22 protein-coding genes and 1 tRNA gene are annotated in these 24,154 nt (G+C 72.8%); 6 read left to right on the top strand and 17 right to left on the bottom strand.

Translation table 11 applies throughout. From position 1 onward, the window contains the following. Positions 1-131: 131 nt before the first annotated feature. From DB32_RS14800 to DB32_RS14780, 5 genes are all read right to left on the bottom strand, one after another. Positions 132-2,177, bottom strand: coding sequence for an ArnT family glycosyltransferase (locus tag DB32_RS14800; protein WP_157069051.1), 2,046 nt, complete (start codon positions 2,175-2,177; stop codon positions 132-134). Positions 2,178-2,213: 36 nt separating this feature from the next. Beyond that, positions 2,214-3,806 (bottom strand): DUF2961 domain-containing protein, encoded by a 1,593-nt coding sequence (locus DB32_RS14795; protein ID WP_053233108.1) that lies wholly within the window; start codon positions 3,804-3,806, stop codon positions 2,214-2,216. Between the two features lie 5 nt (positions 3,807-3,811). After that, entirely contained in the window at positions 3,812-5,338 is a 1,527-nt protein-coding gene (locus DB32_RS14790) for an NAD(P)/FAD-dependent oxidoreductase (protein WP_053238817.1), read from the bottom strand. Positions 5,339-5,434: 96 nt separating this feature from the next. Next, the gene (locus tag DB32_RS14785) at positions 5,435-6,466 is read right to left on the bottom strand and encodes a penicillin-insensitive murein endopeptidase (RefSeq protein ID WP_053233107.1); all 1,032 of its coding nucleotides are present in this window, start codon (positions 6,464-6,466) and stop codon (positions 5,435-5,437) included. A gap of 168 nt (positions 6,467-6,634) precedes the next feature. After that, positions 6,635-7,771, bottom strand: coding sequence for an acyl-CoA dehydrogenase family protein (locus DB32_RS14780; protein ID WP_053233106.1), 1,137 nt, complete (start codon positions 7,769-7,771; stop codon positions 6,635-6,637). A 74-nt stretch (positions 7,772-7,845) separates the two neighbouring features. Here DB32_RS14780 and DB32_RS14775 point away from each other — a divergent pair, with 74 nt between their 5' ends. After that, positions 7,846-8,085: a hypothetical protein gene (locus DB32_RS14775; protein WP_157069050.1), complete on the top strand. Its 240-nt coding sequence runs from the start codon at positions 7,846-7,848 to the stop codon at positions 8,083-8,085. Positions 8,086-8,088: 3 nt separating this feature from the next. Here the strand turns inward: DB32_RS14775 and DB32_RS14770 are convergent, their stop codons facing one another. The 7 genes from DB32_RS14770 to DB32_RS14740 form a co-directional block, all read right to left on the bottom strand. Continuing rightward, a complete protein-coding gene (locus DB32_RS14770; RefSeq protein ID WP_053233104.1) occupies positions 8,089-9,282 on the bottom strand; it encodes a FecR domain-containing protein in 1,194 nt (397 codons plus the stop codon). Beyond that, complete coding sequence (locus DB32_RS48225; protein ID WP_053233103.1) at positions 9,279-9,791, bottom strand: RNA polymerase sigma factor; 513 nt, start codon at positions 9,789-9,791, stop codon at positions 9,279-9,281. Before DB32_RS48225 ends, DB32_RS14770 begins: the two co-directional genes overlap by 4 nt. After that, a complete protein-coding gene (locus DB32_RS48220) occupies positions 9,698-10,198 on the bottom strand; it encodes a hypothetical protein (RefSeq protein WP_053233102.1) in 501 nt (166 codons plus the stop codon). The genes DB32_RS48225 and DB32_RS48220 overlap by 94 nt, the downstream gene beginning before the upstream one ends. 67 nt (positions 10,199-10,265) lie before the next feature. Beyond that, positions 10,266-10,991 (bottom strand): AgmX/PglI C-terminal domain-containing protein, encoded by a 726-nt coding sequence (locus DB32_RS14755; protein WP_157069049.1) that lies wholly within the window; start codon positions 10,989-10,991, stop codon positions 10,266-10,268. 71 nt (positions 10,992-11,062) lie between these two features. Further along, complete coding sequence (locus tag DB32_RS14750) at positions 11,063-12,205, bottom strand: acyl-CoA dehydrogenase (protein WP_053233100.1); 1,143 nt, start codon at positions 12,203-12,205, stop codon at positions 11,063-11,065. Positions 12,206-12,472: 267 nt separating this feature from the next. Continuing rightward, positions 12,473-14,176, bottom strand: coding sequence for a hypothetical protein (locus DB32_RS14745; RefSeq protein ID WP_157069048.1), 1,704 nt, complete (start codon positions 14,174-14,176; stop codon positions 12,473-12,475). 127 nt (positions 14,177-14,303) lie between these two features. Further along, complete coding sequence (locus DB32_RS14740) at positions 14,304-15,581, bottom strand: acetyl-CoA hydrolase/transferase family protein (protein ID WP_053233098.1); 1,278 nt, start codon at positions 15,579-15,581, stop codon at positions 14,304-14,306. 52 nt (positions 15,582-15,633) lie between these two features. Here DB32_RS14740 and DB32_RS14735 point away from each other — a divergent pair, with 52 nt between their 5' ends. From DB32_RS14735 to DB32_RS14720, 4 genes are all read left to right on the top strand, one after another. Beyond that, positions 15,634-15,993 carry a nuclear transport factor 2 family protein gene (locus tag DB32_RS14735; protein ID WP_053233097.1) on the top strand — a complete coding sequence of 120 codons (360 nt, stop codon included), beginning with the start codon at positions 15,634-15,636 and terminating at the stop codon, positions 15,991-15,993. A 50-nt stretch (positions 15,994-16,043) separates the two neighbouring features. Then, positions 16,044-16,116 (top strand) — tRNA-Gly (locus DB32_RS14730). A 241-nt stretch (positions 16,117-16,357) separates the two neighbouring features. Continuing rightward, a complete protein-coding gene (locus DB32_RS14725; RefSeq protein WP_053233096.1) occupies positions 16,358-16,672 on the top strand; it encodes a hypothetical protein in 315 nt (104 codons plus the stop codon). Positions 16,673-17,136: 464 nt separating this feature from the next. Then, positions 17,137-17,535, top strand: a complete 399-nt coding sequence (locus tag DB32_RS14720; RefSeq protein WP_157069047.1) for a response regulator — start codon at positions 17,137-17,139, stop codon at positions 17,533-17,535. 12 nt (positions 17,536-17,547) lie between these two features. Here the strand turns inward: DB32_RS14720 and DB32_RS14715 are convergent, their stop codons facing one another. Continuing rightward, a complete protein-coding gene (locus tag DB32_RS14715; protein WP_053233094.1) occupies positions 17,548-19,266 on the bottom strand; it encodes an ATP-binding protein in 1,719 nt (572 codons plus the stop codon). A gap of 131 nt (positions 19,267-19,397) precedes the next feature. On the opposite strand from DB32_RS14715, the gene DB32_RS14710 reads away from it, so the two are divergent. Beyond that, on the top strand, positions 19,398-21,743 hold the full coding sequence (locus tag DB32_RS14710) for a hypothetical protein (protein WP_053233093.1): 2,346 nt from the start codon (positions 19,398-19,400) through the stop codon (positions 21,741-21,743). On the opposite strand, the gene DB32_RS14705 is transcribed toward DB32_RS14710, so the two are convergent. The 4 genes from DB32_RS14705 to DB32_RS14695 all read right to left on the bottom strand — a co-directional run bounded on the left by DB32_RS14705 (position 21,744) and on the right by DB32_RS14695 (position 24,133). Continuing rightward, positions 21,744-22,940, bottom strand: a complete 1,197-nt coding sequence (locus DB32_RS14705; protein ID WP_053233092.1) for a hypothetical protein — start codon at positions 22,938-22,940, stop codon at positions 21,744-21,746. Beyond that, on the bottom strand, positions 22,937-23,152 hold the full coding sequence (locus DB32_RS14700) for a hypothetical protein (protein WP_053233091.1): 216 nt from the start codon (positions 23,150-23,152) through the stop codon (positions 22,937-22,939). The genes DB32_RS14705 and DB32_RS14700 overlap by 4 nt, the downstream gene beginning before the upstream one ends. Before the next feature lie 20 nt (positions 23,153-23,172). Then, positions 23,173-23,373 (bottom strand): hypothetical protein, encoded by a 201-nt coding sequence (locus tag DB32_RS46720; protein ID WP_157069046.1) that lies wholly within the window; start codon positions 23,371-23,373, stop codon positions 23,173-23,175. 79 nt (positions 23,374-23,452) lie between these two features. Next, positions 23,453-24,133, bottom strand: a complete 681-nt coding sequence (locus DB32_RS14695; protein ID WP_053233090.1) for a hypothetical protein — start codon at positions 24,131-24,133, stop codon at positions 23,453-23,455. Positions 24,134-24,154 lie beyond the last annotated feature (21 nt).

The raw sequence follows: 24,154 nt of genomic DNA, 5'->3' as shown, positions 1-24,154 counted from the left end.
CAACCGCCAGAACCCCACCCCGAGACACCCGGTCGACCGTGCGCATGTGAAGCCTCCGCGCAGAACGAGCACCACCGCCCGCACGAGACTCTACTCGCACGCGCAAGACCCCCGGAGCACGGTCGTGTGAGCTATCGATCGAAGTAGCGGTCGCGATCGAAGTCGCGATAGGTCAGCGCGTTCGTCTCGTAGCGGACCACGAAGAGCCCGCCGAGCACGACGACGACCGCGAGCCCGAGCGCCACCGCGCTGCGCGCCCAGCTGCGCACGAGCGGCCCGACCGCGCTGTTGCCGAACGCCTGGACGAGCCCGAACGGCGCGAGCGAGAGCGCGAGCGCGACCGTGATGACACGACGGATGTCGGTCCAGTTCGCCGCGTCCTTCGCGACCTCGGGATCGAGCACGAAGTTGAGCGAGTAGAACACGAGCACGAAGACGAAGAGCGCGCCGCGCCAGAGATCGGGCGCGCGCCACAGGTCCGCGAGGAAGCGCCCCGCGGCGACGCACAGGAACGGCAGCAGCGGCGTGACGTACCAGCCGAACGTCCACGTGCCGCTGCCGAGCGCGATCGCGGCGAGATAACAGATCAGCGGCACCGCGATGACCGCGACGTCGCGACGGCCACGCTTCGCGAGCCCGGCCATCGTCGCGAGCCAGAGGAAGAGCAACCAGCCGCGCCCGATCACGCTGTGGTTGATCAGCGGGCTGTCGAAGAAGCGCAGGAAGATGTTCCAGTGGACCGGGCGTCCGCTCTGCAAGCGCTGCGTGAAGAGGAACGAGTCCCAGTCGACGACCGCGCCGAAGACGAAGAGCAGGCTCAGCGTGAGCAGCGACGCGAGCAGCGCGACGCCGAAGTCGCGCGGCCGCCCCTCGCTCGCGACGAGGATCATCAGCGCGAGCACGAACGCGACACCGGTGACCTTCGCGAGCGGCGCGAGCCCCGCCAGCACCGCGGCGAGCACGAGCCACTTCGTCCGACGTCGCTCGCGCCAGATCACGAACGCGAGCGCCATCCCGATGCCCAGCGGCGCGACCAGCGCCTCTTCCTTCACGACGCGCGTCTGCATCGCGATCCACGGCAGCGCGGCCCAGAGCAGCGCGCCGAGCCACGGCGCGGGCCCGCGCGGATCGAGGCGACGGCCGAGCGCGACGATCAGCAGGATCGTGATCGCGCAGAGCAGGATCGGGACGAGCCGCGCGTGCGCGAGCGGGACCTCGAGGTGATCGCGCGCGCCGCCGAGATGCCCCGCGACGCCGACGAGCGCGTGGAGCAGCGGCGGGTGCTCGAAGTACGGTGTGACGACGTGGTAGTTGCGGTCGAAGTACTGCGGGCGCTCGATCTCGCCCTGCCCCGCGGCGAGATAGTCCTGCCACCACAGCGTGAGCCCGCGCGTCGTCCCGTCTTCGAGCAGCGAGTAGCCGTTCCAGATCGCGAAACGCTCGTCGTCGTTCTCGCGGAAGTCCGGCATCACGTCGTAGTCGAAGAGCCGGAAACCGACACCCAGTGCCAGAATTGCCGCGGTCGCGAGCACGCCGATCCGTTGCGCGCGCACCGTTCCGAGCGACGTCGCGATGCGCGCGCACTGCCACCCGACGACCAGCGCGGCGATCGACGAGAGGAGCCAGAGCCACACCCGCAGCGGCGGCCACGACCCCTCGAGCGGCACCAGCGCGTCGCGCGGCACGGCCTCGAGCGTCGCGGGCGAAGGGCCCCACTGCAGCTCGAGCGCGTTCTGCGGTCGCACCCGCGCCTGCCACTCGACGTCGACGCGATGCCAGCCCGCGGGCACCGTCGTGCGCTCATCGTAGGCGCGACCGTCGACCTCGATGCGCGTCGTGTCGGGCGATCGCACGCCGAGCACGCGACCGCCCTCCGGCACGTGGAGCCGCGCGCGCAGCGTCGCGTCGATCTCCGGCAGCGACGAGGGCATGCCGAAGCGCGCGTAGTCCCAGCGCTGGATGTAGCGCGCGAGCGCCCGCTGCTCGTTCGGGAAGACGACGCGATGCTCGGTCGAGCGCGCCATCTCGAGGCGCTCGCCGTCGCGCTCGACGTACCACGACGCCGTCCACCCGTGCCGCGCGAACACGTCCGCGAGCGACGCCCCGAAGAGCACCAGCGCAGCGCCCGCGAAGGCAGCGAGGAGCGCGCGCGTGCGCTCGTGAGGCGCGGAAGACATCGAGCGGCCCGTGATTACCACCCGCCGGAGCAGGCGTCACGGCTCGAGATAGCCGAGCACGCAACCGTCCCACGTGGTGCCGTCGACGTAGCTCTCGTACTCGAAGCGCAGCTCGCGCTCGAAGGGCACGCCGTCGACGAGGTGCCAGCGGAACATGTGCGTGTCCGAGCCGTCGTCGGCGTCGCCCTCGGGTCGCCGCCAGCCCGACGCGCCCGTCGTCGGCGACGAGAACGGACCGAGCGCGAAGTAGAACGCGCCGCCGAAGTAGTCCTCGGTGCCGGTGCCGAGCAGCGCGGGCTCGCCATCGACGCGGATCTCGTGGTCGCACTCGAGCGCCCACCACCACGCCTCCATCGGGACGGTGCGCATCACGAACGTCTGCCCCGCGTACTGACCGCGCCCCTCGAGCGCGCCGCCGACGACGACGCTCTCGTACTCGAGCGGCGAGGCCTGCTCACAGATGCTCGTGGGCACGTCGATCGTGACGCTGCTGCAGCGCGCGACGAAGCGACCCACGTCGGGCGGGACCTCGCGCGCGTCGACGCGCACGCGCATGCCCACGGTCGTGCTCGCGTCGCTCGCGTTGCGCACGACGATGCGCGCGCTCGTCTCGAACGGGATCGGCGCGTACAGACGCGCCGACGTCGCGTCGGCGGCGCTCAGCGACGAGTCGTAGGTCCCGCCGGGCGGCGCGCTGCCGGTGAGCCATCCGAGCGACGTCTCGGCGGCGATCGCTCCGTCGATCTCGATCGTGACCTCGAGCGCGTCGCGCACCTCGCGCATCGACGCCACGTCGATCGTCGTGATCACGCCGGGCCCCTCGAGCTCGCGCACGATCGCATCGCCCATCGCGAGCTCGCGCGCGTCGTCGACGACGTCCTCGCCGGGATGCGCATGCTCGACCCAGAGCTCCGTCGCGCGCGCGAGCGCGTCGTCGTGCGCATCGCTCGGCGACTCGCCGAACGACGTCACCGGCGTCCCCTCGGCGAGAGCACGGCCGTCGACCTGGTAGTAGGTCCAGAGCTCGGGCATCGGCTCGATCTCGATGCGCATGCTCTGCGCGTACTGCATCGGGACGTTCACGAGGAACCCCGCGCTCGCGCGCGTTCGATCGAGCACCCACGGGCGCGGCAGGCCGGGCAGCTGGCCCGAGGTGAGCGCCGCGAGCGTGACGCCTTCTTCGCCCGGCACGAGCCCGAGCTCGCGCCCGTCGATCCAGATGTGCAGACGCACCGGGTCGCCGACGTCGGGCTCGGGTCGCCCGCCGATCGTGAACCACAGCCGCGTGATCACGCCCGGGCCGGTGTCCTCCGCGAGCACGCCGCGCCCCTCGGGCGTCATGCGCAGGTAGTTCGAGTGATCGCGGTTGCGCAGGCCCTCGGCCGGCTCGGGCTCGCGCGACGTGAAGAGGTACGGGACGCCCGGTCGGAAGCGCGCGGGCGCGAGCGCATCGGCGAGCCCTGCGACGAAGTCCTGCGAGCTCGCGACGAAGCCGCCGCCATCGGGTCGCGCGACCGCTGCATCGGGGAAGGACGCTGGGCCCGTCTCGTCGCACGCGACCAGCGCTGGGATCGCGAGCACCAACGACGCGATCCATCGGAGTGAGAGGCTCGCGTCGCGCTCGTGCATGTCGCTCAGCTCGCCGTCGCGCGCGGCACCGAGCGGCCGCCGCTCTCGATCAGCTGCTCCTCGCCGTGCGTGCCCGCCTCGATGTACTTCGCGTCCTGGTTCACGCGCCACGGGTCGAAGCGCTTCGTGCCCGACACGATGTTCTCGACGGTGAGCATCGCCGTCATCATCGAGTGATCCTGGTTGTTGTAGCGATGCATCCCGTTGCGACCGACGAGGTGCAGACCGGGATGCTCGCGCTCGACCACGTCGCGCACGGTCTCGACGTGCCGCGCGTACGCCTCGTCGTAGACGGGATACGCCTTCGGCTGACGCACGACGCACCCGTCGAACACGTCGCTCGCCTTGCCGAGCCCGAGGTGCTCGAGCTCCTTCTTCGCGAGCGCGATGAGGTCCTCGTCCTTCGAGGTCCAGAGCCCGTCGCCCTCGAAGCAGAAGTACTCGAGGCCGTAACACGCGGTGCTCGCGTCGGGCACCATCTCGGGCGACCAGCTCTTGAAGTTCTGGATGCGCCCGACCTGCACGTCGCGCTCCTGGATGTAGATCCAGTTGTCGTCGAACGCGTCGCGCTCCTTGATCATCAGCGCGACCGTGAGGAAGTCGCGGTACTTCAGCGAGCCCGCGGCCTCGCGCAGCGCGGGCTGCGGCGCGGGGTCGAGCGACGCGATCACGTCCTTGATCGCTGCGCTCGAGATCACGTTCGGCGCGCTCACCTCGTGGCGCGTGCCGTCCTGATCGTAGGTGACGATCCAGCGCGCGCCGTCGCGGCGCATCGAGACGACGCGCGCGCCCATGCGGACCTCGCCGCCGAGCGCCTGGACCTTGCGCGCGCACTCCTCCCAGAGCTGCCCCGGGCCCTTGCGCGGATAGCGGAACTCGTCGATCAGCGTGGTGTGCACCTGATCGCGACCGGTCGGCTTCGCGGCGGGCAGGGTCGACTTGATCGCCTCGACCACTGCGGTGCCGAGCGAGAGGCTCTTGATGCGCTGCGCGGCCCAGTCCGCTTTGATGTCGCGGCAGCTCATGCCCCACACCTTCTCGGTGTAGTGCTTGAAGAAGATCTCGTAGAGCCGCCGACCGAACTGATTGCGGACCCAGTCCTCGACGTTCTGCGGGTCGTGGATCGGGCGCAGCCGCGCGTGCGCGAACGAGAGCATGCACGCGGTGCTCTCGACCAGGCCGAGCTTCATCAGCGCTTCGACCGGCTTGAGCGGGTACGAGTAGAACGTGCCGCGGTAGTAGATGCGCGACTTGCGCGGCCGCAGCAGCATGTCGTCGGGCAGCACGCGCGACCAGAAGTCCTCGACCTCGCGCGCCTTCGAGAAGAAGCGGTGCCCGCCGATGTCGAAGTGGTAGCCCTTGTACTCGACGGTGCGCGAGATGCCGCCGACGTAGCGAGGGTCGGCCTCGAGCACGATCGGGTGCCAGCCCTTCTCGGCGAGCAGCAGCGCAGCGGTCAGCCCCGCGGGCCCCGCGCCCACCACGATCACGTCGCGATCCTGCGGCGGCGCCCCGTTCTCCCTCGGACTCACGTTGGTCGACAACCTCTCTCCGGGCCCGAAAACCAGGCGCGCGAGACCCTAGCACGGGCTCGCGCCGGGATCTCCAGCCCGAGGAGCGAGGCCGGCTCAGCCGCCGGGGATCTCTTCGACCGTGTCGCTCGCCGTCGCAGCGGCCGCAGCCGCCGCGGCCCGACGTGCACGACGGCGCTCGCGACGACGCGCCTCTTCGCGCTCCGCACGGCGACGCGTGCGCGCTCGCTCGGCGCGGCGCGACGAGTCCGCAGCGCGCATCTGCGCGAGCTCCTCGGCGCTCGGTCGCGCGACCCACGCGTGCCACGGCGCGTCGTCGACGCAGCGCGGTCGATCGCCCGCGGGGCAGTAGATGCGCACGTGGAAGTGATCTTCGTGGCGCCCGCCGCGGCTCGGCTGATCGAGGATCGCCGACGCGCGATCGATGAGCTCTTGCGGCGCGCCGATGCTCGCGGCGTAGTCGAGCAGGCGCTGCTTGAGCCAGCGCGCGACGAACATGTACTGCACCGGCGCGTCGTCCTGGCCGACCATCGCGGCCACGAGCGCCCAGTTGCGCGCGTCGTCGAAGCGCCAGTCGGGGTTCGCGCGCGTCGTGCCGTCCGCGCGGAAGTCGACGAAGCGGTCGTGGTAGACGAGCTGTCCCGACGTGTCGACGACGTAGAAGCCGACGTCGACGTCGCGGCCGCTGCGGTGCGAGCGGTGCGGGCGGAAGCGACCGCCGCGACGACGCGAGAGATCGCCGACGGTGAGGCGCGAGCCGGGGAACTGCTGCGCGACCGTGGCCGCGGAGCGCTCGAGCAACGTCACGAGCTCGTCGGTCCCGTGGTGCTGATCGCCGTTCGGGTGCTTGAGACGCACGTGCTCGGACTCGACGATCTCGCGACCGCCGAGCAGGCGTCCCGTGTTGTGGCGCCCGACCGAGACGCTCCCCTCGACGGGCGGCTCGACACGCGCGCGCGCTTCGCTGCGGGCGCGACGCGAGACGTGTCCGGCGCGCGCGATGCGCTCACCGCCGTCGTCGCGAGATGCGCCGAGTGGATCGCGTTCCTGCGCGCGAATGGCGAGCGAGGTGGCGAGGACGACGAGCGCCGCCGAGGCAGCGCACGCGATGCGGGACGGCCATCGCACGGCGGAGACGATAGCCCACGCGCACGGCCCATACAACGATGCCGTTGGAGCTCCAACGATCGCGTCGCACCTACATCGGCGACGCGAGGCGCATCACATCGTTGGAGCTCCAACGATCTCGACGAAGAGATCGTTGGAGCACCAACGATCTCCCACGCCGCGGGCGAGTCACCCGATCGCGCCGCGCGAGATCACGATGCGCTGCACCTCGCTCGTGCCCTCGTAGATGCGCGTGACGCGGACGTCGCGATAGTGACGCTCGACGTCGTACTCCTTCACGTAGCCGTACCCGCCGTGGATCTGGAGCGCGCGATCGCAGACGCGCCACGCGGCCTCGCTCGACCAGAGCTTCGCCATCGCGGCCTGCTGCGAGAACGCGACGCCCTTCTCCTTGAGCCACGCGGCGCGCAGCGTGAGGAGGCGCGCCGCGTCGAGCTCGGTGCGCGCGTCCGCGATCATCCACTGGATCGCCTGCTTGTCCGCGATGGGCGCGCCGAACGCCTTGCGCTCCTTCGCGTACGCGATGCCCTTCTCGAGCGCGGCCTCGCCGATGCCGAGCGCCTGCGACGCGATGCCGATGCGCCCGCCGTCGAGCGCCATCATCGCGATCTTGAACCCGCCGTTCTCCTGGCCGAGCAGCGCGCTGCCCGGGATGCGGCAGCGATCGAAGTGCAGCGCGGTCGTGCTCGATCCGCGCAGGCCCATCTTGTCCTCGTGGTGGCCGACCGAGAGGCCCGGCGCGTCCTTCTCGACGAGGAACGCGCTGATGCCCTTCGTGCCGGGCCCACCGGTGCGCGCCCACACCACGAACACGCCCGCGAAGTCGCCGCTCGTGATCCACTGCTTCGATCCGTCGAGCACCCACTCGCCGCCCTCGCGGCGCGCGGTCGTGCGCATCGCGCCGGGATCGCTGCCCGCCTCGGGCTCGGAGAGCGCGAACGATCCCGCGACCAGTGTTCCGTCGCAGAGGCGCGGCACGTACGTCGTGCGCTGTGCGTCGGTGCCGAACGTCGCGATCACCTCGGCGACCATGTTGCTGACGGCCATCGTGACCGCGGTCGAGGCGCACGCCTTCGCGACCTCGGTCATCGCGAGCGAGTACGCGACGACGCCGGCGCCCGCGCCACCGAGCGCCTCGGGCACGTTCACGCCGAGCAGACCGATGTCGGCGAGGCCGGCGAGCAGCGCGCGCGGGATGTGCGCGTCGCGATCGATCTCGCGGGCCCGCGGCGCGATCGCGCGCGTCGCGTACTCACGGGCCGTCTCCTGCACCAAGCGCTGCGTCTCTTCGAGCTGGAACTCCATCGTGCGCGAGGACTACCACGGGCCCCGCGCGACGGAGCGTGGCGTTCGTCACGGGGGCGCGGCACCTTCGGCGGATGATCGCCCTGTGCCTCGCGTGCCTGGCGCCGCGCGCCGATCTCGCCCGAGAGTGGGTCGAGGCCGCGGCCGCCGGCCGGCCGCGGATCCAGTACGAGGCGCGCGACGATCTCGCGTTCGTCGCGACGAAGAGCGTCGCGAGCCCGAGCACGTGCGCCGCGTGCGGGCGCTCGCACGTCGTGATCCCGATGGACGAGGAGCTCGCGGCGTCGATCGCCCGCGCGATCGCTGAGCCGTGATCGTCAGTCGGCGAGCAGCGCTTCCATGCGCGCGCGCGCCTCGCCGCCCGGGAAGCCCGCCAGGTATGCGCGCGCCGTGATCGCGGCCTCGTCGTCGCGTCCGAGCCGCGCGAGCAACGACGCGCGCATCGCGAGCGCGCGCTCCTCGAGCGGCGAGCCGCGCTCGGCTGCGTGGGTGCGATCGAGCACGGCGAGCGCAGCGTCGAGATCACCGGCGCGCTCGCGCTGCGCTGCCGCGAGGAAGCCCGCGAGCGCGGCGCGCGTGGGCGTGAGGCTCGCGGCCGCGCGCTCGTAGGCGCTCGCCGCCTCGCCGGTGTGGCCCAGCGCGCGATGCGCGTCGCCCTCGAGCATCGCCCAGTCTCCGCGCTCGGCGCGCGGCGGGCGCGCCGACGCGATCGCGGAGAGCGCAGCGTCGAACTCGCCGCGATCGCACAGCGCGCGGACGTGCGCGAGATCGATCGCGGGCGCGGGACGCTCCGCGCGAGCGCGCGGCACGACGGGCGCGTCTTCGGGTGGCGCCTCCGGAGCGCGCACGGGCGCGTCGTCGGGCGACGGCGCCACGACGTCGCGCGCATCCTCCAGCCTGCGCTCCGCCGCGCGCGCACCGCGCGACGCGAGCACGTCCGGCACACGCACGCCGGCGCTCGTCGCGTACGACTCCCCCGCGCCCAGCGCGCGCGAGCCCTGCGCGTCCCGCACGTCCACGCGCCCCTCGAACACCTCGACGCGCGTGCCGCCGTCCTCGACGCTCACCGCGAACACGGTGCCGCGCACGTGCACCGTCGCGTGCGGCGTGCGCACCTCGAACGCACCGCCCTCGGCCAGCGGCGCGACGTCGAACAGCGCCGCGCCTTCGTCGAGCCGCCACACCGCGCGCTGCGGCTCGGCCCGCGACGAAGCGATGCGCGCGCCCGCCGTCGCGTCGATGCGGTGTGCACCGAGCGCGAGCTCCATCACGCCCTCCGGCGCGGCGACGACGACGTCCTCGCGATCGCGCGGCGTCCACACGAGCAGCGCCGCTGCCGCGAGCGCGATCACCGCGGCGCCGGCGATCATCGCGCGACGGCGGCGCGACGCCGCGCGCGACCGCGCGCGACCGACGATCAGCGCTTCGCGGAGGATCGCCTCGGGATCGCGCGCCGGCGGCACCGCGCGGCGCGACGCGGCCTCGGCGAGCCGATCGATGCCCGCCTTCATCGCTCACCTCCCGCGACGTACGTGCCGAGCAGCGGATCGTCCGCGAGCACACGCTCGAGATCGGCGCGCGCGTGCTTCAGGCGCGCGCGCAGCGTCTCGACGCTCACGCCCTCGATCGCCGCGGCCTCGTCGTGCGCGAGCTTCTCGATCGCGCAGAGCACGAACGCGTTGCGGCGCTTCTCGCTCAGCGCGGAGAGCGCCTCGTAGAAGCGCGTCATCGCGCGCCGATCGGACAGCGCACGCTCGGGATCGCCGCCCTGCCCTTCGCGATCGATCTCCGCGACGAGCTCGATGTGCGCGCGCGTGGCGCGGCGCTTCGCGAGCTCGCGTGCCGTGGTCCTCAGCACGATGCGATGCGCGTAGGTGCGCACGCTCGAGTCCCCGCGGAAGCGCTCGAGCGCGACGACGAGCTCGATCATCGACTCCTGCACGAGATCGTCGAGGTCGGCGCGGGGCCCCGCGTAGCGCGCGATCCAGCGGCGCGCGTCGGCGAGCAGATCGCGCAGCACCTGCTCGTCGACGCTCTCGCGCGCCTCGTCGCGCGCAGGCCGGCGAAACGGCCACATCGGTCCCACGCTTGCGCGGTCATCGCGTGCGCGGGTGCGGCGCGCGTCACGTCGAGCACGCGCACCTCCGCCGGCGCGAGTACGCCGCTCGGGAACACGACCCACGCGACGTGCGTCGCGCCCGACGCGCGCGCCGCGTCGCGCATCGCGCTCACCGTCGGCTCGTCGTCCTCGAGCGCCGCGCCTTCGATCATCGTCGCGCGCCCCGCGAGCTCGAGGCGCAACGCCGACGTCATCTCCGCGCCGCGCTCCGCTGGCCATCGCACCAGCACCACGCGCTCGTCGGCGCGCGCCGTCGTGGTCGCCATCAGCGCGAACAGCAGCGCGCCCAACGTCGTCACCCGAGCCATGTCTCTGCCCGACCTCAGTGGGGCCGGCGCGGCAGAGTGGGACATGGCTCGGGCGCGTCGTCCGCGCTCACTGCACCAGGAACGTCACCTTCGCCGCGTACGAGCCGGGATCGGGCATCGTCAGCCCGCGCACCGCGTCGACGACGCAGTCCACCGACTCGAGCGTCTGCGCATCCGGCGCGCTCGCGCCGGCCGCGAGCACACGCCCGCCCGGCGCGACGTACGCCGTCACGCGGACCCCGCTCACGCCGCAGCGCGACGCGAGATCCGGCGCGCCGCTCATCAGCGCCTGGCCCACGTGCGTCGCTTCCCAGCTCGTCGGCGGGCGCACGTCCTCGGGTGGATCGAACGCGAAGCCCCACGTGAACTCGGCCTCGCCGCCGTGCGGGCGCGGGAAGCGCGCGCGACGCGCCACGTCGAGCACGCAGCGCTCGGCCTGGCGATCGCCGATCGTCGTCTGGCTCGGGTACACCCACGCGACGGTGCCGTCGGTGTGGATGCGGAACGCGAGGCGCACGTCGCCGCCGAGGAACTCGACCTCGCTCAGCCGCGGCGCGAGGCAGCGCATGAACGCGTCCATGCGCGGCTGGAGGGCGTTGTCGACCTGGTCGGGGCGGATCGTGCCCAGCAGACCGGTGATCTCGCTGCCGTCGTCGCGCTCGGCGGGACGCTCGGCGCCCACCGTCGCGTCGCCGCGCGCCGCGGTCTGCGTCGGCTCCGACGAGCCGCATGCCACGAGACCGAGTGCCACCACGGCCCCGATCGCCGAACGCCCCACCCAGAGTCGATCCATCCGCCCGCTCCCTTTCCTGCGTCACTGCAACGGGGACGCGGGGGCTCGATGGCCGCCCCCGTGTCTCCGCTTCACGCCTTCAGCGCGTTCGCCGCGATGACGATCCGCTGGATCTCGCTCGTGCCCTCGTAGATCTCGGTGATGCGCGCATCGCGGTAGTGGCGCTCGACATCGTACTCGGTCGAGTAGCCGTACCCGCCATGGATCTGGATGGCCTTGTGAGCGATCTTCGTCGCCGCCTCGGACGCGAAGAGCTTCGCCATCGCCGACTGCTGCGAGTGACGCACGCCCTGGTCCTTCATCCACGCCGCGCGGTGGGTGAGGAGGCGCGCCGCGTCCAGCTCGGTCGCCATGTCGGCGATCATGAACTGGATCGCCTGCTTGTTCGCGATCGGCTCGCCGAACGCCTTGCGCACCTTGCTGTACTCGACGGCCTTCTCGAACGCGGCGCGCGCGATGCCGAGCGCCTGCGACGCGATGCCGATGCGGCCACCGTCGAGCGTCGACATCGCGATCTTGAAGCCCATGCCGGGCTCACCGAGCATCTGCGCCTTCGGCACCTTCACGTTCTCGAAGAACACGGTGCACGAGTGCGCGGCGTGGATCCCGAGCTTGTGATCGCGCGGGTTCAGCGTGAAGCCCGGCGTGCCCTTCGGGATGATCAGCGAGACGGTGCCGCGCGCGCCGAGCGAGCGATCGTGCGCGGCGAACAGCAGGATCACGTCGGCGGCCGGGCCGTTGGTGATCCAGTTCTTCGCGCCGTTGACGATCCAGTGATCGCCCTTGTCCTCCGCGACGGTCTCCATGTGCGACGCGTCGCTGCCGCTCGCGGGCTCGGTGAGGCCGAAGCAGCCGAGCAGCTTTCCGCTCGCGAGGGGCGCGAGGAACTCCTTCTTCTGCGCCTCGCTGCCGAACTTGTAGAGCGGGTCGCAGACGAGCGAGTTGTTCACCGACATGATCACGCCGGTGCTCGCGCACGCGCGCGAGATCTCCTCGATCGCGAGCGCGTACGAGACGTTGTCGAAGCCCGCGCCGCCGTACTGCTCCGGGATCGCGACGCCCATCAGCCCGAGCTCGGCCATGCGCGCGACGAGCTCGGTGGGCCAGCGCCCTTCCTTGTCGAGCTCGCGAGCCTTGGGCTCGACCTCGCGAGTCGCGAAGTCGCGCGCCAGCTGCAGGACCATCTTCTGTTCTTCGGTGAGCTCGAGCTGCATGGGGCGCGAACGTAGCGGGCGGGCTGGGATCTCGGCAAGGTGACGCAGCGCGGCACGAGAGCCGACCAGCCGGCGCCGGCCACGACCACCGTGTCGTGCCCTCGACCACGTCCTCGACGTGGTCGTGGTCGTGAGCGTGGTCGTGGTCGTGAACGGCCGACCACGACGCGAACGGCCGACCACGACCACGACCACGTCCGTGTCCATGTCGAGGACAGGACATGGGTGACAGGTCGCGTGGCGTGAACGGCCGTCGCGGTCAGCCGCTCAGAGCTCGCAGCCGTCGAACACGCGCGCCGCGACGCCCGCGATCCCCGCCACCCCGCGCGCCGGTGCCGCGCCCGCCGCACCCGCCGCGCCCTCTTCGAGCTCGCCGAGATCGAGACCATCGACATCGCTCTCACAGAGCAGCGCCGCGATGCTCGATCCGCCCGGACCGCCCGCGCCGGATCCCCCGATGCCACCCGCCTGGCCCGGGCCTCCCGCACCGCCCGCATGGCCGCCCGCGCCGGCTTCTCCGCCTGCGCCCGCATCGCCGCCCAAACCGCCCGCGGCACCGGCGCCGCCGGCCGCGCCGTCGCCGCTCGTGAACGAGCATCCCGGCACCGCGATCGCCGAGCCGCTCACGAAGAGCGCGAACGAGCTCCCGCCGGCACGACCCCCACCGCCGCCGAGGCCGCCGCAGCCGCCCGATCCACCGCCGCCACCGCCGCCGCCGGTCCGCCCGTAGCCGATCGCGTCGCAGCCCGAGCCACCGCCGCCACCGCCCGATCCGCCGACGCCCGCCGCGCCGTCGTTGCCTGCGAACCCCGCGCGCGGCGCCCACGCTCCGTCGACCACCGAGCCGCGCACCGTCGGCGCGCTCGCGGCGTCGCCGTTCGCTGCGGGCTCGGTCGCGCAGGCGCTCCCCTGACCGCCGGGATCGCCGTCGTGATCGACGGGCGCCGCGCAGCTGCACGAGTCGCCCGCGGTGCCGCCGCCGCAGCTCGTCAGCGAGGGCGGCGAGCCGCCGGACTGCGCGTCGTCGGGACCGGTGCCGCATCCCGCGAGGTCGTCGCCACCGCCCGATCCTCCGTCCCCGCCGCGCGTGCGATCGAGCGTGATCCCGCCGCAGATCGTGACCGCCCCGAGCCCGCCGGGCTGCGGATTGCCGTTCGCCTTCGTGCCGTCGGTGCCGCGACCGCCCTGCACACCGTCGTCGCCGTCGGTGCCCGCGAGCCCGTCGTCGCCGGGCGATCCCGCGCCCGCCTCGACGCGCAGCTCGCGCAGCACGAGACCGCCGAGCTCGGGCAGCACCGGCGTGCTGTCCGCGACGCGCACGCCGTAGACGTCGACGTTGCGCGACTCCGCGGGCGCGGGGCCCGCGACGATCGTGAAGCCCTCGAAGACCGTCGGCGCGCTCACGCCGATCGCGACGACACCCTCGACGCGGTCGCCCTCGACGGTCGCGCTCTCGATGATCGTCTCGTTCGCGTCGTCGCGCGACCAGCGATCCTCGGCGTCGAACTGGCCGTACACCGAGGTGCCGTTCTCGATCGTCACGCGCTCGCGGTACGTGCCCTTCGAGACCGCGACCGCGTGCACGCGACCCGTCGCCGCGCCGCGCGCGACCGCGACCTCGATGCCGTGCGTGATCGTCGCGTAGGGCGCGTCCGCGGTGCCCTCGCCGGTCTCGTCGCTGCCCGTCGTCGCGACGTAGATGCAGTACGCCTGGCGCCCGAACTCGTCCTCGAAGAACGCGTAGTCGGGGTTGCATCGCTGCGGCAGCAGCTCGCCCGCGTCGCCGCTCCACGCGTCGGGCTGGTCGTCGCGGCCCGCGTCGATCTGCCCGTTGCCTCCGCCGGAGTCGATGCCGTCGCCGCCTGGACCCGCGTCCGGCGCGCGGCCGCTCCCGCCGTCCGCACATCCCGCCACCGTGCTCGCGAGCACCCCGAAGCCGACCGCGAGCAGCCCTGCGACCCTCGAGACCACGTGCATGATCACCCCAAGAAAAGAGCCCCGCCCGAAGAATGCTTGCGCATTACAACAAATCGCGCGCGCATGGAACAGGCGTCGCGCACGATTCACGTGCGAGGGGGCGACCCGGGGTGATTTCGGGTCAGACGAAGAGCTTCCGCTCGACGGCGGCCGCGCGCAGCTCCGCGCGGAAGTCGGGGTGCGCGATCGAGATCAGCATGTCCGCGCGCTCGCGCAGCGAGCGGCCGCGCAGGTTCACCGCGCCGTGCTCGGTGACGACCCACTGCACGTGACCGCGCGTGGTCACCACGCCCGAGCCCGGCGACAGGCGCGGCACGATCCGCGAGAGCGTCCCGTTCTTCGCCGTCGAGGGCAGCGCGATGAACGCCTTGCCGCCCGGGCTCTGCACGGCCCCGCGGACGAAGTCCATCTGCCCGCCGATGCCGCTCCAGATGCGATCGCCGATCGAGTCCGCGCACACCTGACCGGTCAGATCGATCGCGATCGCCGAGTTGATCGCCATCATCGCGTGCTGCGACGCGATCTCGACCGCGTCGTTCACCACGTCGCTCGGGTGGAACTCGATCGACGCGTTGTGATCGCAGTGCTCGTAGAGCGCGCGCGAGCCCATCGCGAACGACGTGACGACGCGGTTCTTGAAGCGCGTCTTGCGCGCGCCGGTCACCGCGCCGCTCTTCACGAGGCGCAGCACTCCGTCGCTGAACATCTCGGTGTGGATGCCGAGATCGCTGCGCGAGTGCAGCGCATCGAGCACCGCATCGGGGATCGATCCGATCCCCATCTGCAGCGTCGCGCCGTCGGGGATCTGCGCGGCGACCAGCGCGCCGATCGCGCGCTCGACGGGGCCCGGGGGCTCGTCGTGGTGCTCGGGCAGCGCGCGATCGACGTGCACCGCGAGCGTGATGCGATCGACGTGCACCGCCGAGTTCCCGTCGGTGCGCGGCACCTGCTCGTTGATCTCCGCGATCACGACGCGCGCGTGGTCGACCGCGGCGCGCGCGCACGCGACCGAGGTCCCGAGGCGACAGTAGCCGTGACGGTTCGGCGGCGAGACCTGCACCATCGCGACGTCGAGCGGCAGCGTGCCGTCGCGGAAGAGCGAGGGCACCTCCGAGAGGAACACCGGCGTGAAGTCGGCGCGCCCCGACTGCACCGCCTCGCGCACGTTCGCGCCCACGAAGAGCGCGTTGTGCCGCACGTGCCCGACCATGTCCGGCGCGACGTAGGGCGCGGGCGCGTTCGTGTGGAGGTGCACGACCTCCACGTCGCGCAGCGCGCGCGCGCGCTCGGTCATCGCGTGGATGAGCGAGACCGGCGCCATCGCGGCCTCGTGGAGATAGACGCGATGGCCGCTCTCGATCGGAGCGACCGCCTCTTCGGGAGTGGACACGACGCGCATGTGCAGAGGTCTCGTACGCGCGGACCTCGATCCCGCAAGCTACGACGCGCGCATGTTGGACCAACCTCACGCGGACGCGTTCGCACGCGAGTGGATCGAAGCGTGGAACGCGCAGGACCTCGACCGCATCCTCGCGCACTGGGCGGACGAGTGCGTGTTCGCATCGCCGCGCATCGTGACGGTGATGGGCGACCCGAGCGGCACCGTGCGCGGCAAGGAGGCGCTGCGCGCGTACTGGTCGAGAGCGCTCGCGAGCGCGCCGCAGCTGCGCTTCGAGCTCGACGCGGTGTACGTGGGCGTCGACTGCGTCGTCATCGGCTATCGCAACCACCGCGGACAGCGCTGCGCGGAGTGGCTGCGGCTCGACGGTGAAGGACGCGCGGTGGAGGGCCGCGCGTCGTACGCGGGGTGACGCGCGGCGCTTGACGCCTTCGCGCGTTTTCGCTAACTGTTCGGGCCCACGCGGGCTTAGCTCAGTTGGTAGAGCGTCAGCTTCCCAAGCTGAATGTCGTGGGTTCGAATCCCATAGCCCGCTCAGACACTCGCAGCAGTCGGTTCCGGGAATCACAGCACGTCGGCCGGTCGAGGAGCTCCTCGGCCGGCCGATTCGCTTCCGTCGCTCGCTCGAGCGCCGACGCCCGTCGCGTCGTCCTCGTCCTCGCGAGCGCGGCGAGCGATGTCTCGTTTCCGCCGCACCTCGGCCGCGCGACCTCGCGGCGCGATAGCCCGTCGAGGGAAAGTGCTGCGCGTTGACGCGGAACTTACGTCGAGGGTTGATGCGCCACGCCCTCGTCGCCGGCGTCTTGTTGCTCGCCGCGTGCTCCCCTGAACCACGGCTCGCGTGCGCACCGGGCGAGACCCGCGTCTGCGCATGCCCGCACGGAGGCGCAGGCGCGCGCGTCTGCGACGGACACGTGTTCGGAGACTGCATCTGCGATCGCGCGCTGTCCGCGAGCGTTCCCGTCCACGTGGGCGCGAACGACGCCGGGCCGCGCGCGGACGCGAGCTCGTCGCGCGACGCGGGCGTCGAGGTCGACGCTGCGCTCGTCGGCGACGACGCAGCGATCGATCACGACGCATCGATCGACTGAGCCGCTGCGTCTCCGTGAGGACCGACCTCCGGGGACCCGCGCGGAGCAGCGTGCGACGTCGCGCGCGACAATTCCGCCACACGCGCGGCGCATCGCACCGGCGCGCGGTTGCGCCGTGGCGAGATCCACGACGACAGCGAAGGCATGACCGTTGCTGACCGCGGTGGCGGAGCACGGACGCGCTGCTCGGCGCGTTCGTTTTCGCGACGCCGGGACCGCGCGAGGCCGAGGTCCCTCTGGAAGGGAGAGCCCGCGCATGATCGCCACCGCCGAGGGCCGCGCGGCGCCGCCGCAGCGCAGTGGTCCGTTCCCGCACGCAGCGAGCTCGCCGGTCGCGCACGTGGAGCGCTCGCTCGAGCCCTGATCACGTCGGAGGAGAGATCATGCCCGCTCGAGCCTTCTCGTCGATCCCACCCGCTCCCTCCGGCGCGAACGTACGCCGGCGCACGTCCACGTCCGGCACGATGCCGCGCGTGCAAGGGCGCGCCGCGCTCGTCGACATGACGATGCTCGTCGTCGACGGTCATCCCGACACGCGCGACATGGTCGTCGAGTACGCCGATCTCTGCGGCGCGAAGGTGATCTCGACCGGCACCGCCGCGGAGGCGCTCGTCGTGCTCGGCGCGTTCCGCGTCGACGTGGTGGTCGTCCAAGCGGCCACCCTCGAGCCCGAGGATCCCGGGCTCGCGCTCGTCGCTCGGATGCAGATGCACCCGGCGTGGCGCGTGGTGCCGTGCGTCTTCGTGAGCCCCGACGCGCCGCCGCGCTCGCTCGTCGCCGGGCTGCGCCGCGTCGTGCTGCTGCGCCAGCCGATCGAGCTCGACGCGATCGTCCGTGCGGCGATCGACGTCGGCGCGGCGTGACGTGCGTCGCGATCAGCCGGGGTCGATCGTGACCGGAAGGTCTTCGCGCAGGCGATAGCCGCGGTCGCCGGTGCGGATCGCGTCGCGGAGGCCGAGCCGGCGCAGCGTCGCGATCGCGACGTTCATGCGGTTCTCGAGGAGGCGCTCGCCGAGGCGCGCGTCCTCGGGCCAGAGCCGCTCGACGAGGGTTGCGCGCGCAACCGTCACGCCCGGCTCGCTCACGCGCGCTTCGGCGAGCACGGCGAGCGTGCGGCGCAGCACCGGGCGCGACTCGAGGTCGATCGGGCGCGAGCCCTCGAGCGAGAACCACCGACCGTCGTGCGCGATCACGAGGCCGGGCGTGGGCTCGATGCGCGGCAGCTTCGACGCGGCCTCGCCGACGATCGCGCGGCGCGCGAGCGCGCACGCGACGCGCAGATCGGCCCAGTGCGCGGCGACCGAGCCGCGCTCGATCTCCGCGAGCACGTCGCGCGCGTCGTCGACCGACGCGCCCTCGGTGACCGCGAGCACCTGCTCGAGCACGCGCAGCAGCTCGACGCCGTACGCGGGGCCGACGCCCTCCTGCATGAGCGTGCGCGCCTGGGCGAACGCCGCGCGCGCCTCGGTGGGGCGCCCTGCGAGCGCCTCCGCCGCGGCGAGGAACGCCGAGAACGTGATGCGCGCGTGACGGTTGCCGACGTCCTCGAGCACCAGGTCGGCCTCGACGAGCTCGCGCGCCGCGGGACGCGGATGACCGCGCACGAGGTGCACCACGCCGACCGAGCCATGCACCATCGCGCGCGCCACGCGAGAGCCGCGCGCCATCGCGACCTCGCGCGCACGACCGAGGCAGTGCAGCGCGTGGAGCGGGCGTCCCGCGTCGACCTCGAGCATCGAGAGGTAGAGCAGCGCGCGGCACTCGTTCTCGCCCTCGCCGCGCTCGCGCTCGAGCGTGATCGCGCTCTCGAGCACGCGCCGCCCTTCGTCGTGCACGCCGCGCTCGACGAGGACGATCCCGAGCTGCGCTTGCGCGCGGCCGAGCACGTCCTTCGAGCCGATGCGCTCGGCGAGCAGGATCGCCCGTCGCGCATGGCGCGCGGCGTCGGGCGCGAGCTCGTGCGATCCGATCGCGGCGAGCCCGACGTGCGCGAGCGCCTCGAGCGCGACGAGCTCGTTCGACGCCGCGATCGCGCGCGCGTCCTCGGTGTGCGCGCGCGCGACGGCCCACTCGCTGCGACCGAACGCGATGCGGCCGCGCTCGAGCGCGATGCGCGCTCGCAGCTCGGGGGACGCGCCGTCGCCGGCGCACGCGCTCGCGCGATCCGCCGCGGACTGCGCGCGCGCGATGCGGCCGTGGGCCCACGCGTCGATCGCGACGTGCAGCCAGATCTCGGCCGCGCGCGCGCCACCGAGCGCGTTCGCGGAGGCGGCGGCGACGTCGTACGCGCGCGTCCGCGCTTCCTCGCCTCGCGCGATCGAGAGCGCCGCGAGCGCGCACTCCGAGGCGAGCGCCGGCTGCTTCGCGACGGCGCGGGCCCCGCGCTCGAGCAGCTTCGTGAAGAGCGCGTCGGCGCGCGCCGCGAGCTTCGGCGTCGGTGCGTCGCGCCCTGCGAGCACCGCCTCGCGGAGCACGGGCGCGAGCTTCGCGGCCTCGCGCACCGCCTCCGTGACGTCGGCGGAACGGCGCGCGGCGGACGGCGACGCGCCTCGCGAGCGCGAGCGAGAGGGCGCGGCGGCGGGACGACGTGCCATCGAGCAGGCTCCAGCTTCCCACGCGTGCGCGCGCGCGACCAGCACGGCCGAGGGTGAGACGGAGATTAAATCGACGGGTGGACGCTCTTCTATCATGCCCTCCTGGCGTGCTCGCGCTTCGATCTCCGTCGATGCGGTACCTCCACTCCTTCTCTTCGATCGCGTTCCTCCTGCTCGCGGCGTGTGGATCGGAGACGCGCAGCGACGTGACGGACGCGGGCACGAACGACGCGCACGTGCCCGGCGACGCGGGCGGCCACACGCCCGACGCCGGCCCGGGGCCGCGCGCGCGCTGCGAGCCCGCGTCGCTGCCGGACGCGCTCGACGCGGCACGATGGGACGAGCGCTTCTCGATCGCGGGCTTCACCGGGCACGACGGGTTCGCGCCCGCGGTGCACGACTTCGCGATCGACGCGGACGGCGACCTGCTCGCGACCGGCCGCTTCCAGTACGCGAACGGCGAGCACGTCACGCCGCTGATGCGCTTCGCCGACGGCGCGTGGACGCCGGCGCGCACCACGTGGGAGGTGCCGCCGACGCTGTCGGGCTTCGCCGCGATCGCGGTCGACGCGGAGAGCGGCGCCCTCGCGCTCGCCACGCACGACGTCTTCCAGGAGCGTCGCACCGAGATCTGGGTCGACACCGGCACCGGGCTTCGCGTGATCGCGCACGTGATCGGCGTGGTGCGCACGCTGGCGTGGGCGAACGGCACGCTCTGGGCCGCGGGCCCGATGACGATCGACGAGGGCGACGTCGACAACGTCGCGATCTGGAGCGGCACGACGTGGTCGACCGCGCCCGGCGGTGCGACCGACGGAGCGGCGTACGAGCTGCTCGTCGAGCGCGTCGGTGACCGCGATCACGTGATCGTCGGGGGCGCGTTCGAGTCGATCGGCGGCGTGTCGGCGCGACGCGTCGCGGAGTGGAACGGGACGTCGTGGCGCGGCTACGACCTCGCGCTCGGCAACGTGTACGCGCTCGCGCGTGACGCGGACGGCGTGCTGCACGCGGGCGGGATGCTCTTCGGCGGCGAGCCTGGAGAGCCGGGCGGTCTGCTGCGCTGGAACGGAAGCGCGTGGGAGATGGTCGCGGGCGGGCTCTCGAACCCGACGTTCACCGGCGTGGTGTCGGACATCGCGCGCGTCGGTGATGGGCTCTTCGTCGCCGGGTGCTTCACGCACGGGCTCGTCGCGCCGGAGGGCGCCGAGGTTCGCGCGCGCGGGCTCGTGCGCTGGCAGGACGGCGCGTGGACCGCGCTCGACGACGGCACCGCGGGCGTGGGCTCGTCGTGGTTCCACTCGCTCTCGTGCGGCGACGAAGGGCCGCTCTCCGTGTTCGAGATGGAGTACCAGCGCTGGGCGGTGCACGGCGATCGCGTGTTCCTCGCGGGATCGTTCGCGGGCGTCGGCGGTGTCGCGTCGCAGACGATCATCGCGCGCCAGGCCGACGCCTGGGTCGCGCAGGGCGACGCGGGCGCGGGGCTCGCGGGATCGATCGATGCGCTCGCGGTCGGCGGGCCCGAGTGCGAGGTGCACGGGCTCGGATCGATCACCCACGCGAGCGGTGCGGCGGTGGACGCGAGCGTGGTGCGCTGGGACGGCGATGCGTGGACGACGCTCGGACCGCGGCTCGGACAGGACGTGTACTGCCCCGCGATCGAGGTGATGGACGACGGCGCGGTGATCGTCGGATGCGCCGAGACCATGCCCGAGGGCCCCACGCCGCTCGGGCGACTCTTGCGCCTCGATCGAGGCACGTGGACGCCGATCGATCTCGGCGAGCTCGGCCCGGTGCAGGATCTCGCGCGCGACTCCGAAGGTCGGCTGTGGATCGTCGGCGGCGCGGAGACGGGCTACGTCGCGCGGTGGGACGGCACGACGGTGCAGACGATCGCCGACGACGCGAACGCGCTCGTGTACCGCGTCGACGTCGGACCGGACGCGAGCGGGCGCGAGATCGTGGTCGTCGGCGGCGGTTTCTTCGAGATCGGCGGGATCGACGCGACGCGCATCGCGCGGTGGGACGGCGCGGCCTGGAGCGCGTTCGAGCCGGGCCTGCCGTCGACGCCGATGGCGATCGAGATCGCGGGCGACGTGGTGTGGGCGAGCACTGCCGCGGAGGGCGGCGACTACTACGCGCTCGCGCACTGGAACGGGACGCGCTGGACCGACGTCGCGACCGCGGCGAACGGCGTCGACCCCGAGACGTTCTCGGTGGGATCGATCGTCGCGCGCGATGGGCTGGTGATCGCGGCGGGCTCGATCCTCGTGGGCGGCGAGACGGCGCGGCCGCGCAGCGTGTACGTGTGGGACGGCGAGCGCTTCGAGCCGCTCGGCGGCGGCGTGGGCGCGATGCAAGTCGCGTCGATGGCGCTGACCGACGACGCGCTCTGGCTCGGTGGCGCGATCGCCGTCGCGGGCGAGGACGACGAGGAGATCTCGACGGTCGGCGTCGCGCGCCGCGTGTGGAGCGAGTGATCAGCGCGACGGGCGCTCGATCGCGGTGACGATCGGCTCGTCGGAGCACGCCCGAGCGCGCGCGATCGCATCACGCGCGGCGGCGTGATCGCCGCGCTCCTGGTGCACGCGAGCGAGGACGAGGTGAGCGCGTGCGAGCGCCGCGGGCGAGAGCTCGATGCGCGCCGGCGCGAGCAGGAGCGGGACCTCACCGATCCAATCGACCGGAACGGACGGCGGCGCGAGCGCGCGCTTCGCGTCGACGAGCGCGCCCTCGAGATCGCCGAGCTCGAGCCGCACCACGGCACGCGTGAGGCGCTGGCTCGGCTCGTCGTCGAGCTCGACGGCGCGGTCGGCATCGCGCAGCGCGCGCTCGAGGTCGCCCTCGTCGAGCGCGATGCGCGCACGCTGATCGAGCGCGAACGCGAGCGGATAGCGCGCGTACTCCTCCCTCGACGCGTGCACGGGCGCGGCGAGGTCGGCCTCGAGCGAGGCGATCACCCGCGTCCAGTCCGTCGGCATCGGTCGAAGCTCGACGACGTCGGGGATCACGGCCGCGCGAGCGCGCCAGTGATCGGGCGCGAGCACGCGCGCGAGCTGCGCGGCGCTCGCGACGTGGCCGAGCGCCCGAGAGAGCCGCGCAACTTCGACGCGTGGTGCATCGAAGTCGCCGACCCAGATTCGCGCGAGGCGAGCGGCCTGGAGGAGATCGGTGCGGATCGGACCGATCGCCCGCTCGGCAGCGGCATCCTCGTGCGGCGCGAACGGTCCGACGGCGGGGAACGCGACACGCACCTGCACACGGTCGTCGCGACGCTCGACGCCCACGTGCGCCGGAATGAGACACCGGTGCGCCCATCCCGCCGCATGGATCCGGCCGAGCACCTCGAGGAGCTGGAGCAAGCACTCGATCGCGTCGGACGCGCCGAGCGTCGACGTCGGCGGCGTCGCCTCGACGACGAGCGGATCCGTCGCGAGCACGCGCAGGAACGCTGGGCTCGCCAGGCGCGCTGCGACCTCCGCCACTTGCAGGCGTCGCACGTGAGCGCGCCGATCGAACGCCAGTCGGTCGCGCCCGAGCGGCTGCGGGTCGTGGATGCACGATCCATCCGGGTACGCGATGCGAACGTGCAGCCCGGTGCGCGCGTCGCGCGCCTCGGCCCAGCCGGCGCGCAGCGGTTGCACCCCTTCGAGCCACTCGGGCCAAGGCTCGTTCACGATCGCCCCCGTGCGCGCGCGACGACCGCGACGACGATGACGAGCGCGCCGATCGCCGCGACGACCTCGAAGGGCCGAGGAGTCGGGAGCGGCGCCTCGTCCCAATCGGGCCCAGGACGGGACGGACCTGGGATCGCATCCGCGTGGGCGCGGACGGAGAGCGACGACGCGAGCGCGATCGTCGCGATCAGAAGTGCGCGGTGCAGCGGCACGCGCGCGAGTGTACGTGGGATCAGGCGGCGCCCAACGGTCTCGAGACGAGCTCCACCATCGCCTCGACCTCGCGCTCGCCGACGAGCTTGACGAGGTCCGGAGCGCGGTCGCGCAGCATTCGCGCGAGCCTCTCTCGACCGAAGAACGGGGCCGCCTCGTGCGCCATCGCGTGCAGCTTCCGCCTTGCAGCGATGCGTCGAGAAAGGTCGCGCTTCTTCATTCGTGGCGCGAGGTTGTAGTCGCGCGCGCGAAGGGCGCAAGGCTGACACGCGTGGTGGTGTCGATCCGCCTCCGACATGTCACGGCCATGCGACGAGCACGTCCGGGACGTGCTCCGCGTCGACCCGCAGCTCGCACATCGCGCTCGGCGCGCCGTGATGACGCGCCAGCGCCCGCGCGATCCGCTCGAAGAACGGGTAGAGCTCGGCGCGCTCGGCGTGCAATCGCTGCGCGTACGCCCGCGCCTGGGCCCACGCGTCGCCGCCTTTCCGAGGATCGTTCGCGCGCGCCGCGGCCTCCGACTTCTTGAGCTCGATCACGGTCCAGCGGCCGCGCGACGGATCGACCGCGAGCAGATCGATCTTCGTCCGGTCCGCGAAGCGCCACTCCTGGTGCACGAAGAAGACGCCCGGCCACGGCAGTGAGAGATCGCCCGCGAGCGCTCCCGCGATCAGCGCCAGCGCGTGTCGCTCCTCGATGCTCGGCCGCGCGAGCGTCGCGCGCTTCGCCTCGTAGCCCGCGAGCGCGCGCTCGACGTGCGCCGTCGAGGGCGGCAGTCGCGCGACGACGTGATCGTCGCGATCACGACCTCCGACGCCGATCATGCTCGCGCACGAGCCGTCGAGCGCGAGCACCACGAGCCCGCGCTCCGTCGGCCGCAGATACACGCCGCCGGGGATGCGCGCGTAGGCCGCGCGCGTCGCGAGGTAGTCGTCCCCGCGCTCCAGCTCCTCGACCGCTCTTCTGTGTCCGTCTCGCATCGTGTTTTGGCCAGGTCCGAG

It is taken from the genome of Sandaracinus amylolyticus (assembly GCF_000737325.1).
Classification (GTDB): Bacteria; Myxococcota_A; Polyangia; order Polyangiales; family Sandaracinaceae; genus Sandaracinus; species Sandaracinus amylolyticus.
The sequence above is the reverse complement of the archived record's forward strand: the minus strand, read 5'-3'. Positions and strand labels throughout refer to the sequence as shown.